Source organism: Streptomyces sp. NC-S4 (assembly GCF_054353315.1).
Genome location: NZ_CM135937.1, coordinates 8,056,073 through 8,069,040 on the forward strand (window position 1 = coordinate 8,056,073; position 12,968 = coordinate 8,069,040).

A 12,968-nucleotide genomic window follows, 5' to 3' on the forward strand; every position below is an offset into this window, starting at 1 on the left:
TGCGGAGGTGGGCGGCCGCCGGTCAGGCCGGGCCCAGGCCCGCGAGCAGGACGTCGAGGGCGAGGTCGGTCGCCTCGTCCAGCGGCGTGTCGTCGAGGAGGGAGCCGACGGCCAGGGCCGCGAGGCCGTGCACCACGGAGAAGGCGACCTGGGCGAGCCGCGCCGGATCGCCCGCCCGTACGACGCCCTCCTGCTGGGCGAGGGCGATCAGTTCGGCGGCGATGTCCAGGCTCCGGTGGCCGAGCTCGCGGAGCTCGGCGGTGGAGTGGTCGGCGTGCTTGGCCGTGAACATCAGACTCAGCAGTGGCGCGTGCGCGACGGCGAAGCCCACGTACGCGCGGCCCATGCGCGCGAGCCGGCCGGTGACCGGGCCCGGCTCGTCCACGGCGGCCCGCAGACGTGCGTTGAGCCGGGTGAAGCCGCCCACGGCGAGCGCGTCCAGGAGGGCCTGCCGGTCGCGGAAGTGGCGGCCCGGCGCCGCATGGCTGACGCCCAGGTCCCGCGCGAGCGCACGCAGGGAGAGGCTGTCCGCCCCCGAGGTCGCGAGCACGTCTTCCGCGCGCGCCAGCAGTGCCTCCCTGAGATTGCCGTGGTGATAGGGCGCATCGGCGTCGGCCAAGGCGGTCTCCTCCGTCGATGTTGTCATTGACAACAATGTTTGCTCTGCCTACATTTGAGTATCGACCATCGACCGGAGTCCCGGAACGGAGCGCCGACCCATGTCTATGACATACCGCGGAACCACAGCCCTGATCACCGGGGCCAGTGCCGGCCTCGGCGTCGAGTTCGCCCGGCAGTGGGCCGAGCGCGGAGCGGACGTCGTTCTCGTCGCCCGGCGCGTCGACCGGCTGGCGGACCTGGCGGCGGATCTGGAACGCCGGTACGGCATCACGGCCCGCCCCATCGCCGCGGACCTCGCCCGGCCCGGCGCCGCGGCGGCGCTGCGCGCGGAGCTCGACGAACGCGGCATACCGGTCCACACGCTGATCAACAACGCGGGCTTCGGCACCCACGGCCCCTTCGCCGGCGAGGACCCCACCCGGATCAGCGAGATGATCCAGCTCAACGTGCTCGCGGTCACGGAGCTGACCAGGGAGTTCCTGCCCGGCCTCACGGCCGACGGCCGGGGCGCCCTCGTCACCGTCGCCAGCGCGGCCGCCTACCAGCCGACCCCGGCGATGGCGGTCTACGGCGCCACGAAGGCCTTCGTCCTGAACTTCACCGAGGCCGTCGCGTACGAGACGCGCGCCTCCTCCCTGCGCGTGCTCGCCGTCTCACCGGGGCCGGTCCGCACCGAGTTCTTCGACGTCGTCGGCAGCCGGGACGCGGCCGTGGGCCGGATGGCCACCCCGGAGCAGGTTGTCACCGCGGCGCGCCGCGCGCTGGAACGCGGCAAGACCCCGCCCAGCATCGTCGTCGGCCTCGGCAACCGGCTCTCCGCCACGGCGTCCGCCCTGGCCCCCCGCCGCCTCGCACTGACCGTGGCGGGCCGTGCCCTCAAGGCGTGACCCGGCGCGCAGCACCGGCGTCCGCGGGGCGCACCCGAGCGCCGCAGGGCGGGCCGTCACAGGGGTGACGGCCCGCCCTCCGGTACTTCACGCGGGACCGGCCTACCAGGCGGCGCGGCAGTTCAGCAGCTTGGTGGCGCCGACCTTGCGGTCGCAGGCGTAGGCCTTCACGTCCTTCTTGTTCTTGAAGGTCCAGCTCCTCGTGCCGTTGACCACCGCCACGTGGTTCGTCACCTTGTGCCAGGCGCCGTCCTTCCAGTCCTGGTAGGCGAGCGCCAGGACGGCCTCGTAGCCGTCGCCCGCCACCTTGTCCTTGGCCGTGGCGCCCTGGAACGACCCGGAGTAGAGCTTCTCGCCGGTCCCCGGGATCGTTCCCGACACGTGGTACTCGTAGGTCCCGCTGATCTCGGCCTTGCCGCTGGTGGACGTCTTGTTGAAACCGATGGTGGCCGCGCTCGCGGTGCCCGCCAGCCCGATGACGAGGGCCGAGGCGACGGCGGAGGCTCCGACGAGCGTGCGCTTCACAGCAGTGGTCATGGCGGTGTCTGCCTTTCGCGGGGAATCAGAAGTCGGTGGGTGTGCAGCCGCCGCGGTCGGTTCCGGCGGTCGGCCCGACAGAAAGCTTGGCGGGCGGGCGGCCGCACGGCGGCACGCACCGGGATGATCCGGGTCTCCACCCGGTGCGGGTGGCGGGCGGCCTCCCTGCAACTCCGGCGGTAGCCGGACCGGGCGGGAGCGGTAGGCCCCGTCCTGCGACAGGCCCATGGTCCGGCCGCCCGGCGGCCCGTAGGCTGCGCCGATGCACGCTGGATCGGGATTCCTCGACAGGTTCGGGGGAAGCTGCCGGCCGCCGGCCGTCGACTCGTTGCTCGCGCTGGGCTACATCGGCGCAGGTCTGTTGCTGGGGCAGGAGCAGCCGCCTGCCGGATGGCGGTCCATGGACGGGATCGGGGCGCTGCTGACCGCCCTCGTGGGCCTGGTCATGATCGCCCGCCGTACCGCGCCCGTCGCGGTGTTCGCCGCCAGCGGCGCGCTGTGGGTGCTGTTCATCGCCTGCGGGTACTGGCCGGTGGTCAACTCGATGCCCCCGCTCCTGGGCCTGTACACGGTGGCGGCGACCCGTCGCCCCCGAACCGCCGTCCTGTGTGCGGTCGTTGTGGCGGGAGCGTGGCTGTACGCCGGGATCGGCAACATCGAACACAGCTCCATGCCGACCGTCCTCGCCCAGGCGGTCCTGTTTCCGGCCGTCGTCCTCGTCGTGGGGCGCGGCTCGGGAGCACTCGCCGAACGCAACAGACAGTTCGCCGAACTGACCGTCCAACTGCGCGGACAGCAGGAGGAGATCGCCCGCCAGGCCCTCACGGAGGAGCGGGTGCGCATCGCGCGGGAACTGCACGACGTGGTCGCACACCACATGTCGGTGATATCGCTCCAGGCCGGCATGGCCTCGTACGTGTTCCCCACGGACCCGGCGGCGAGCCGACGGGCCCTGGACACCATCGCCGACACCAGCAGGGAGGCGCTGGAGGAGATGCGCCGGATGCTCGTCCTCCTGCGCGTCGGCCAGGAAGGACAGCGGGACGGACAGGAAGGCGGACAGGAGGCCGGACAGGAGGCCGGACAGGGGGAGGACGGCGCCGCCTACGCCCCGGCCCCCGGGCTCGACCTGCTCGACCGGCTCCTGGAGCGGGTGCGGGGCGCGGGCGCCGAGGTGACCATGGAGACCGAGGGGACCCCGGTCCGGCTTCCGCAGGGCATGGCCCTGTGCGTCTACCGAGTGGTCCAGGAAGCCCTGACGAACGTGCTCAAGCACGCGGGACCGACCAGGGCGGCCGTGACCATCCGTTACGAACGCCGCACCGTCGTGGTGTGCGTGACGGACGAAGGTGACGGCACGTTCCGGCCAAACGAGGAGATGTCACCTGGTCACGGCTTGATCGGCATGAGAGAGCGCGCGAAGATCTACGGCGGGTCGGTCACCGCCGGCCCCCGCGCCCTCGGCGGATTCGAGGTACGGCTCACCCTTCCGGCGCCCACCTCCGGCGACCGGCCGGGCGACCTCCCGGCCCCGGGCACCGGGGACGTCCACCTCCGATGAGGACCGAATTCCCCGATGCCCACGGTACTGGTGGTCGACGATCAACTGCTCATCCGCGCCGGACTGGTGGCGCTGCTGAACGCGGCGCCGGGGCTGTCCGTGGCCGGCGAGGCGTGCGACGGGGAGGAGGCCGTCCGGCTGGCCGAGGACACCGCACCCGACGTCATCCTCATGGACCTCCGGATGCCGGGCACCGACGGCATCACCGCGACGCGGCGCATCCTGCACCGCGCGGGCGACACGGGTGACGCGCCGCCGAGGATCCTGGTTCTGACCACCTTCGACCTCGACGAATACGTCTACAACGCGCTGCGTGCGGGCGCCTGCGGGTTCCTGCTCAAGGAAACGCCTCCCGAGCGCCTGATCGCAGCCGTCCACACCGTCGCCTCGGGCGACATGCTCTTCGCGCCGACCGTCACCAGGCGCCTGATCGAGGCGTACCACCCCGGGCCGACGGCGCCGGGGACGATCGCCCCGGAATGGCACACCGTCACCGGCCGCGAACGCGATGTCCTGCGGCTCGTGGCCACGGGCGCGACGAACACGGAAGTCGCCCAGCGGCTCTTCATCAGCGAAGCCACCGCCAAGACCCACCTCAACCGCGCGATGGCCAAGCTCGGCCTCTCCAGCCGCGCCCAGGTCGTCGTCTTCGCCTACGAGACGGGGCTCGTGACACCCGGCGGCCCGACGAGCCTCCCCGGGTCCGGCTCCGGCCCCGCCGCGGGCGAGCAGGGCTGAAACGTCCGGGGAGTGCCGCGCACGGCGGCCTCCCCGCCCGCACAATGGAGGCCGGCGAGCGGGAGGGGAGCGGGCATGGCGGACGAGCAGGCCTCGGTGCGGGTGGAGCGGGACGGCCCCGTCCACACGGTGATCCTGAGCAGGCCGGGGGTGCGCAACGCCGTGGACGGTCCGACGGCCGCACGACTGGCCGCCGCCTTCCGGGAGTTCGAGGCCGATGCGGACGCGGCCGTCGCCGTGCTCTGGGGCGAGGGCGGAACGTTCTGTGCGGGCGCCGACCTCAAGGCCATCGGCACCGAACGGGGCAACCAGGTGCTCGACACCGGCGACGGGCCCATGGGGCCGACCCGGATGCGGCTGGGCAAGCCGGTGATCGCGGCCGTCGCGGGGCACGCGGTGGCGGGCGGCCTGGAGCTGGCGCTCTGGTGCGACCTGCGGGTCGCGGAGGAGGACGCGGTGTTCGGCGTGTTCTGCCGCCGCTGGGGCGTCCCCCTGATCGACGGCGGTACGGTGCGACTGCCCCGGCTGATCGGCGAGAGCCGGGCCATGGACCTGATCCTGACGGGCCGTCCGGTCCCGGCGGCCGAAGCGCACGCGATCGGGCTGGCCAACCGCGTGGTCCCCACGGGCCGATCGAGGCAGGCCGCCGAGGAACTGGCCCGCGAAATCGCCGGGTTCCCCCAGATCTGCCTGCGGCACGACCGGTTGTCCGTCCTGGAACAGCACGGACTGGCCGAGGAGGACGCGCTGGCGGGGGAGTTCCGGCACGGCCTGGTGCCACTGACGGCGGGGGAGACCCGGGCCGGAGCGGGCCGGTTCGCCGCCGGGGCCGGCCGGCACGGCGCCTTCGGTCAGTAGCGGCCGCCGGGGTGTGGCACCCGCCACAACCGGCACGGGGAACCCTTCCTCCGGCGGCTTCGACTCCTGTCGCAGAGCGGCGTCTCGGCCGCGCGCGTCGGAAGGAACCATCGGATGAACCGCAGGAACGTGCTCCGGGCCCAGGCCGCCGTCGGCGCCGCGGCCGCGTTGGGGGGTGCCGCCGGGGTGGCCGCGGCGGCCGAACCGCGATCCGCCGGCGCCGGGAAGCCGACGGGGCCGTTACGCGTCCACGTCGTCATGTACGAGGGAGTGGAGGAGCTCGACTTCGCCGCGCCCTACGAGGTCTTCTCGGCCGCCCGGTTCTTCACCGACCGGGAGATCGACGTCCGCTACGTCAGCGCCTCCGGGCCCGGTCCCGTACGTGCCGCCTACGGTACGCAGGTGAACGTGGAGCACGCCTGGGCCCCGCGCGCCGCGGACGTCCTCCTCGTACCGGGCGGCGGATACGCCCGCCGCGACAGCCCCGGAGTGTGGGCCGAGATCCGCAGCGGCGTCCTCCCGGGGAAGCTGGCAGCGGCGGTACGCCCGGGCCTGACCGTCAGCGCCGTCTGCACGGGCACCATGCTGCTGGCCGCCGCCGGGCTGACCACGAGGCGCCCCTGCACCACCCACCACAAGGCGCGCCCCGACCTGGAGAAGCAGGGCGGCCTCCTGAAGAACGCCCGCGTGGTGGACGACGGAGACCTGGTCACCGCGGGCGGCATCACCAGCGGGCTGGACCTCGCCCTGTGGCTCGTGCGCCGGGAACTGGGCGCGGACGCGGCGACCGCGGTGGAGGCCATGCTCGAGTACGAGGCCCGCGGCACGGTGTGGACGCCGCCCGTCGCCGCCGGCCGGTAGCCGCGGGTCGGACCGTCAGCGGTTCAGCGGTTCAGGCGCTGCGTCCAGTCCTCGGGGACCCGGCCGGCCGGGCCCGGGGCCGGCTGGTCCGCCGGGTGCTCGCGCGGAGCGGCCAGTTCGGGGCCGGAGTCGTAGAGCGCGTCCGTGTCGTAGTTCCAGAACCACTCCTCGCCCGGCTCGAAGCTCTGCACCAGGGGGTGGCCGGAGGACTTCCAGTGGGCGGTGGCGTGCTGGGCCGGCGAGGAGTCGCAGCAGCCGACGTGGCCGCACTGGGCGCAGCGCCGCAGGTGGAACCACCAGCCGCCCAGCTCGTCGCACTCGACGCAGCCGGTGCCGGTGGGCGCGGTGCCGGGGTCGATTCCCTCGATGTCGCTCATACGGGCTCCTCAGTGGTCGCGGTCGCGGTCTCGGATCCGGTCTCGGGGGCCGGGGCGGTCAGTGGCAGCAGCACCTGGAACCGGGTGTCCCCCGGGGCGGACTCGACCTGGAGGCTGCCGTGGTGCTTGTTCACGACGATCCGCCAGGAGATGTCGAGGCCCAGGCCGGTGCCTTCGCCGACCGGCTTGGTGGTGAAGAAGGGGTCGAAGATCCGGCTGCGGATGTCCGCCGGGACACCGGGCCCGGTGTCGCGGAACTCCACCAGCAGGCGGTCGCCCTCGCGCGCCGTGCGGACCGTCAGCGTGCCCTCGCCGCCGGTGCTCCCGATGGCGAACACGGCGTTGTCGATGAGGTTGGTCCACACCTGGTTGAGCTCCGCCGGGTAGGCGGGCACCTCCGGCAGGGAACGGTCGTACTCCTTGACCACCCGCACCCGGGAGCCGAGCTTGCCGGACAGCATCAGCAGGGTGCTGTCGAGGAGTTCGTGGACGTCGACGACCCGGTACGGGGCGCGGTCGAGCTGCGAGTACTGCTTGGCGGCGTCCACGAGATGGGAGATGCGGGTGGTGGAGTCGTCGATCTCGTCCATCAGCAGTTCGGTCTCGACCGTGTAGTTGAGCCAGCCGATCGCCGACGGCAGGATCTCCTCGGCCACGGTCGCCGCGACCTGGTCCAGCCAGTCCGTGTCCAGTCCGGCCTGCACGAAGGTCGGCGCGAGCCGCCAGCCCTCCGCGATGCCGTGGTCGTCCAGCCAGTCGGCGAGCTCGTCCTCACGGTCGGAGGCCTCCAGCGGGCTGAGCGCCGTCGCCTTCGCGACGCGTTCGACGGTGCGCTCCTGGATCTCGATGAGGTCGGCGATCGTCTCGCGCGAGTACTGGCCCTGGGAGATGTGGGCCAGCTTGTGCCGCATCTTGCCGACCCGTTCCCGCAGCGTCGCCGTGGCCCGGACGGCGGCCGCCGCCGGATTGTTGAGCTCGTGGGTGAGGCCGGCGGACAAGGAGCCGAGCGCCAGCAGCCGTTCGCGCTGCCCGATGGCCCGCTGGGTGTTCTTCGAGCCGAAGAACAGCCCCTCCAGCAGGTGCGCCGCCATCGGGAACCACTCCTGCATGATGTCCGCGAACGACTGCGCGGGCAGCACGAAGAACCGCGTCGGCTCGGTCACCCGCATCGAGTTGGTGTACGTCTGCGGCACCTGGTCGCCCAGGTAGGCCTGCATGGCCCCCGCGTACACGCCGCGCTGCGAGGTGCGGCTCACCTCGACGTCGTCGCCGCCGACCCGGCGGAACAGCACGACGGTGCCCTCGATCATCACGTAGAAGCAGGTGGCCGGGGAGCCCTCGGTGTAGACCGGACCGGGTTCGAACCGCTCCACCCGCCCCTCGGCGCACAGCCGTCCGAGCTGCTCCGGGGTGAGCTTCTCGAACAGGAACAGCGAGGCGATCTCCTGCGGGCTGCACGGCATGGGCCGGCCGCTCATGACTGCTCCAGGTACCGGTGGACGAGCATCACGGCCATGGCTCCCTCTCCGACGGCGGACGCGACGCGTTTGGCGGACTGGGCGCGCGCGTCGCCCGCCACGAACACGCCGGGAATGTTGGTCTCCAGGTGGTAGGGCGGCCGGTCCAGTTCCCATGCGGCCGGTGGCCGCCCGTCCGCGGTGAGGTCCGGCCCGGTCAGGATGAAACCGTGCTCGTCGCGCAGCACCGTACCGTCCAGCCAGTCCGTCAGCGGGGCCGCGCCGATGAACACGAACATCCACTGCGCGTCGACGAGTTCGCTCGCTCCGCCGTCCAGGTCGCGCAGGGTCAGCTGTTCCAGGTGCCCCTCGCCGTGCGCCGCCTCGACGACCGTCCGGGTGCGCACGGTGATGTTCGGCGTCTCCTCGATCTGCTGGATCAGGTAGTACGACATCGACGCCGTCAGGGACTCCCCGCGCACCAGCAGCGTCACGGACTTGGCGCCCCGCGCCAGGTACATCGCCGCCTGTCCGGCCGAGTTGGCGCCGCCCACGATGTACACGTCCTGCCCCTGGCAGGAGGCCGCCTCGGTGAGCGAGGAGCCGTAGTACACCCCGCAGCCGGTCAGCTGGTCGCAGCCCGGCGCGCGCAGCTGCCGGTACGACACCCCGGTCGCCAGGATGACGCTGTGCGCGGCGATCGCCGAGCCGTCCGAGAAGCGGACCACGCGCGCCGCGCCGTTGACCTCCAGCCCCGTGACCTCGCGCGCCGTGAGGATCTCGGCGCCGAACCGGCCGGCCTGGCGGCGCGCGCGCTCGGTGAGCTGGGCGCCCGACACGCCGTCCGGGAAGCCGAGGTAGTTCTCGATGCGGGAGCTCTGGCCGGCCTGCCCGCCGGTCGCCGACCGCTCGACCAGTACGGTGCGCAGCCCCTCGGAGGCCCCGTACACCGCGGAGCCGAGCCCGGCCGGGCCGCCGCCGATGACGACGAGGTCGTAGAAGTCGGCCGCGGGCGTCGTCGCGAGCCCCACGTGGGAGGCCAGTTCGGGTGCCTCCGGTTCGATCAGCGCGGTGCCCTCGGGCGTGATGACCAGCGGTAGCCGCTGCCCGTCGGCACCGGCCGCCTCCAGCAGCCGCCGCCCCTCCGGTTCGTCGGAGGAGTACCAGCGGTACGGCACCTGGTTGCGGGCCAGGAACTCCCGCACGTCCGAGGAGCGCGCCGACCAGCGGTGCCCGACCACCTTGGTGGCGGGTACCGGACGGTAGTCGCTGGTGCGCCAGGCCGTGATCAGGTCGTCCACGACCGGGTAGAGCTTCTCCTCCGGCGGGTCCCAGGGCTTGAGCAGGTAGTGGTCGAGGTCGACGACGTTGATCGCGTCGATCGCCGCGTTGGTGTCGGCGTACGCGGTGAGCAGCACCCTCCGGGCGCCCGGGTACACCGCCAGGGCCTGTTCGAGGAACTCGATGCCGTTCATCTGCGGCATCCGGTAGTCGGCGAGGATCACGGCCACCAGGTCGCCGCGCAGCTTCAGCTCGCGCAGCGCGTCCAGCGCGGACTCGCCCGACTCGGCCCGCACGATCCGGTACTCGGCGCCGTAGCGACGCCGCAGGTCACGGGCGATGGCCCGGGAGACCCCCGGGTCGTCGTCCACGGTCAGGATGACGGTCCGCGCTGTGTCGGCGGCCTGTGCCATACGTCGTCTCCACCCCGAGTGCTCTGGGCGGGCGGCACGGCGAGCCGCCCGCGCCGCTTCCCGCCCATCGTAGGGTCGATCCTCCGGGAACGCTCCGGGACGACGCGGAGAGTGCGCTCCGGGTACACACCCGATCGCTCCTGGTCAATGGACCGTCGTGCCCGCCCCGACCCATCCGTCGCCGCCGAGGGGGAACTCGTAGCCGGTGCGGCCCCCGCTTCCGCTGGTGCGGAACGGCTTGCCGTTGTGGTCGATCCTGAGAGTGCCGTGGCGGGAGCCGCTGGACCAGGACAGCTCCAGGTACCAGCTCACGTCGTGGGCGGAGGTGGCGGCCTTGACGTGGAACACCTCCGGATCCGACTCGCTCACCGAGAAGGGGAAGTCCCGCTGGCCCGGCAGGGGCGCGACGGCCGGGCGCGCGGAGTCCAGGGCCACGCCGAAGGAGCGGGTCGGGACGCCCGCGCCGCAGCCCACCCCCGGGTAGCCCATGGCGTAGTCGTTCCAGGGGAGCGGCGCACGCTTGGCGACCGTGCGGACGGTCAGGCCGTCCAGTACCACCGTGCCCGCGCCGGTTCCCTGCAGGGTGAGGGTGACGTACTGCTCGCCCGCGGGTACGGCCCCGGCTGCCGCCACCCAGGCGGGTGCGTCCCGTTCCACGGGAGGCGGTCCCACCTGGGCCGGGGGCTTGTCGATCAGGTAGTGCTGGCCGCAGGGGGCCTCCCAGGTGTGGGGGCGGGTCGTCACCTTCACCGGCGTTCCGGCGGCGGTGTCGCCGCCCCCGCTGCTGCCGTCTCCCGCTGCGGGGGCTGCCGGCGTGGTCTCCGATGACGAGGCTCGGGGCGCGGACGGCGACGACGACGGCGAGGCGGACGAAGGCGGGGCCTGGGCGGGCGACGTCCCGGCCGGGCCGTCAGGGGGCTGCTGCCCGGCGGGGGACCGGCTCATGGCACCGACGGGGCCGTCCCGGAGGTCGACGTCCTGTTCCGGCGGGCGCGCGTCGAGGGTGAGCACGCCGGCCAGGGCGGTGACGGCGGCCACGACCGTCACCGCGATCCCGGCGATCACGGCCCCGCGCGGGCGGCGACGCCGGGTCGGGGCGGTCGGCGCGGTCGGCTCGGCGGTGGTCCCTTCTGCGACCTCGGCCACCGCCTCGGCCGTTTCGGGTGCGTCCGTCACGTCGTGGACCTCGGCCGCGTCGACCGGAAGGGTTCCGGTTGCGACGGGTGCCCCGGCCACTTCCTGCACGGTGCCGCTCGTGTCCGCCCCCTTGCGCGGGCGGTTCGTATCGGCCCGCACCCAACTCCGGTGCAGGGCGAGGAGTTCCTCGGGCGAGGCCTTGCACAGGCGGGCGAGCCGTTCGACCGGTGCGTAGTCCGCAGGGACGACCTCGCCGCTGCAGTAGCGGTGCAGGGTCGACGCACTCATGTGGAGCCGCTTGGCGAGCGTTCCGTAGCTGAGGCCGGACCGGTCCTTCAACTCCCTCAGCAGCCCGGCGAACCCGGACCCAGCCGTGTCCTGCGACACCGTTCCCCCCACCCGTGTCCTGTCCCGCATCCCAGGAACAGGTTGTTTGCGCAGATCAGAGCCTGTGCAGGCATTCCAGCGTTCCTGATGGCCCAGCGGATGTGGCGGCTGGGACGGATCACCGCTCAGGCTGAGGTCATCCAAGCACACCGCTCCCGGCGGACGGTCCCGGCGGACCCCGACCGGGCCCTTCCGTCATGCCCCATGAGAGGCCGTCAGCCATGCACGCGTTCCACCGCACACCCCTCGTCCGAGCCGCCCGTACCTCCCGCCCGCACGCCTCCCCGCGCCTCGCGGGTGCGGCCGTCGCCTCCCTCGTGGTCCTCTCCCTCACCGGGTGCGAGGACGGTACGGGCTTCAAGGACGGGGGAGAGGCAGCCGCTTCGAGCCCCGCCGCGCAGGCCGCTCCGCCGCCCGCCTCGACCCCGGCGGCGGGCCCCAAGGGCTCGCCGACGCCGACGGGGCCGGCCCCCTCCGCTCCGACTGCCGCGGGGGGACAACAGCACGTCCTGTGCAACGGCGCGAACACCGGCGTCACGGTGCAGCCGGTCTCCCGGCCGCTCAACCACATGCTGATCACGGTGAAGAACACCGGCTCGAAGACCTGCGATCTGACCTACTACCCGGTGCTCCGCTTCGACGAGATGCAGTGGGTGCCCGCCGCGCAGCAGCAGACCCGGCCCCAGGCCGTGGTGTCCCTCGCCCCGGGCGAGTCGGGCTACGCGGGGGCCCTGCTGTCGGCGGCCGACGGCAGCGGCGAGGGCGGGACGACCGGACACCGGCTCACGATCGCCTTCCAGGGCAGGACGCCCCTCAGCAACGCGGGCGCGTCCGCGACCCCGCCCCTCCCGGCGGCCGGTGTCGCCTACGACAGCTCGCTGTCGGTCACGTACTGGCAGCGCAACAGCGCGGACGCGCTCGGTTCATGAGCCGGTCGGGACGATGCGGCCGTCACGCAGTTCCACGACCCGGTCGGCGAGCTCGATCAGGTTGGGGTCGTGGGTCGCGACGAGGATGGTCACCGACTCGCTGCGCACCACAGCGCGCAGCAGTTCCATGACCGAGCGGCCGGTCTCCGAGTCGAGCTGGCCCGTCGGCTCGTCCGCGATGATCAGGTCCGGGTCGTTGGCCAGGGCGCGGGCCACCGCCACGCGCTGCTGCTGGCCGCCGGAGAGCTCGCCGGGCCGCTGTTCGGCGTGGTCCGCGAGTCCGACCAGGGCCAGCAGGGTCCGGGCGCGCTCCTCGCGCTCCTTGGCGGGTACGCGCCGCAGCCGCATCGGAACACCGACGTTCTCGGCGGCGGTCAGGACGGGTATCAGGCCGAAGGACTGGAAGACGAAGCCGATGCGGTCGCGGCGCAGGGCGAGCAGGCCCGGCTCGTCGAGGGCCGCCAGGTCGGTGCCGTCGAGGGTGATCCGGCCGCCGCTCGGGGAGTCGAGGCCGCCGACGAGGTTCAGCAGGGTCGTCTTGCCGGAGCCCGACCGGCCCCGGAGCGCGGTGAGTTCGCCGCGGCGGACCTCGAAGGACACGCCGCGCAGGGCGTGGACGGCCTGCGGCCCGCTGCCGAAGCTGTGGTGCACGTCGTCGACGACCACGATCGGGGAGCCGTCGCGTTCGCGTTCGCCTCCGCCGTCCCGCCCCGCCCGCGTCGCGACCGTCGCCGGTGCCTGGTGATCCCTCATCGCGTCTGTTCCCCCGTCGAATCGTCCGCGCGGAGCGCCCGTCCCCGCGTCCCGCAGAATCTGCCGCTGCAGCTTTCTGATCGCATTTGCGCATCCGTCGCACCAATCACGCAAGCCCCTTCCCTCCACCGATCACATCTGACAGCATCGTCCGCTATCCGGTACTTCAGG

Annotated in this window: 13 protein-coding genes; 6 read left to right on the forward strand and 7 right to left on the reverse strand. The window is 73.0% G+C overall.

Annotated features, from left to right (window positions below):
- Positions 1 to 22: 22 nt before the first annotated feature.
- Positions 23 to 646 carry a TetR/AcrR family transcriptional regulator gene (locus tag ACXNSR_RS36045; RefSeq protein ID WP_458639532.1) on the reverse strand — a complete coding sequence of 208 codons (624 nt, stop codon included), beginning with the start codon at positions 644 to 646 and terminating at the stop codon, positions 23 to 25.
- Positions 647 to 719: 73 nt separating this feature from the next.
- On the opposite strand from ACXNSR_RS36045, the gene ACXNSR_RS36050 reads away from it, so the two are divergent.
- A complete protein-coding gene (locus ACXNSR_RS36050) occupies positions 720 to 1,508 on the forward strand; it encodes an SDR family NAD(P)-dependent oxidoreductase (RefSeq protein ID WP_458639533.1) in 789 nt (262 codons plus the stop codon).
- A gap of 102 nt (positions 1,509 to 1,610) precedes the next feature.
- Here the strand turns inward: ACXNSR_RS36050 and ACXNSR_RS36055 are convergent, their stop codons facing one another.
- Positions 1,611 to 2,045, reverse strand: coding sequence for a hypothetical protein (locus ACXNSR_RS36055; protein WP_458639534.1), 435 nt, complete (start codon positions 2,043 to 2,045; stop codon positions 1,611 to 1,613).
- 262 nt (positions 2,046 to 2,307) lie between these two features.
- On the opposite strand from ACXNSR_RS36055, the gene ACXNSR_RS36060 reads away from it, so the two are divergent.
- The 4 genes from ACXNSR_RS36060 (at position 2,308) to ACXNSR_RS36075 (ending at position 6,063) form a co-directional block, all read left to right on the forward strand.
- A complete protein-coding gene (locus ACXNSR_RS36060; protein WP_458639535.1) occupies positions 2,308 to 3,606 on the forward strand; it encodes a sensor histidine kinase in 1,299 nt (432 codons plus the stop codon).
- Positions 3,607 to 3,621: 15 nt separating this feature from the next.
- A complete protein-coding gene (locus ACXNSR_RS36065; protein ID WP_458639536.1) occupies positions 3,622 to 4,344 on the forward strand; it encodes a response regulator in 723 nt (240 codons plus the stop codon).
- Between the two features lie 75 nt (positions 4,345 to 4,419).
- A complete protein-coding gene (locus ACXNSR_RS36070) occupies positions 4,420 to 5,202 on the forward strand; it encodes a crotonase/enoyl-CoA hydratase family protein (RefSeq protein WP_458639537.1) in 783 nt (260 codons plus the stop codon).
- Positions 5,203 to 5,316: 114 nt separating this feature from the next.
- Complete coding sequence (locus ACXNSR_RS36075; protein WP_458639538.1) at positions 5,317 to 6,063, forward strand: DJ-1/PfpI family protein; 747 nt, start codon at positions 5,317 to 5,319, stop codon at positions 6,061 to 6,063.
- 23 nt (positions 6,064 to 6,086) lie between these two features.
- Here ACXNSR_RS36075 and ACXNSR_RS36080 read toward each other — a convergent pair whose 3' ends face one another.
- The 4 genes from ACXNSR_RS36080 to ACXNSR_RS36095 form a co-directional block, all read right to left on the reverse strand.
- Positions 6,087 to 6,440: a UBP-type zinc finger domain-containing protein gene (locus ACXNSR_RS36080; protein ID WP_458639539.1), complete on the reverse strand. Its 354-nt coding sequence runs from the start codon at positions 6,438 to 6,440 to the stop codon at positions 6,087 to 6,089.
- Positions 6,437 to 7,918 (reverse strand): ATP-binding protein, encoded by a 1,482-nt coding sequence (locus tag ACXNSR_RS36085; protein ID WP_458639540.1) that lies wholly within the window; start codon positions 7,916 to 7,918, stop codon positions 6,437 to 6,439. Before ACXNSR_RS36085 ends, ACXNSR_RS36080 begins: the two co-directional genes overlap by 4 nt.
- Entirely contained in the window at positions 7,915 to 9,591 is a 1,677-nt protein-coding gene (locus ACXNSR_RS36090; RefSeq protein ID WP_458639541.1) for an NAD(P)/FAD-dependent oxidoreductase, read from the reverse strand. Before ACXNSR_RS36090 ends, ACXNSR_RS36085 begins: the two co-directional genes overlap by 4 nt.
- Before the next feature lie 144 nt (positions 9,592 to 9,735).
- Positions 9,736 to 11,115 (reverse strand): helix-turn-helix domain-containing protein, encoded by a 1,380-nt coding sequence (locus tag ACXNSR_RS36095; RefSeq protein WP_458639542.1) that lies wholly within the window; start codon positions 11,113 to 11,115, stop codon positions 9,736 to 9,738.
- A gap of 221 nt (positions 11,116 to 11,336) precedes the next feature.
- Here ACXNSR_RS36095 and ACXNSR_RS36100 point away from each other — a divergent pair, with 221 nt between their 5' ends.
- Entirely contained in the window at positions 11,337 to 12,044 is a 708-nt protein-coding gene (locus tag ACXNSR_RS36100) for a DUF4232 domain-containing protein (RefSeq protein ID WP_458639543.1), read from the forward strand.
- Here the strand turns inward: ACXNSR_RS36100 and ACXNSR_RS36105 are convergent.
- Entirely contained in the window at positions 12,039 to 12,797 is a 759-nt protein-coding gene (locus ACXNSR_RS36105; protein WP_458639544.1) for an ABC transporter ATP-binding protein, read from the reverse strand. The two genes, ACXNSR_RS36100 and ACXNSR_RS36105, sit on opposite strands and share 6 nt — an antisense overlap.
- Positions 12,798 to 12,968 lie beyond the last annotated feature (171 nt).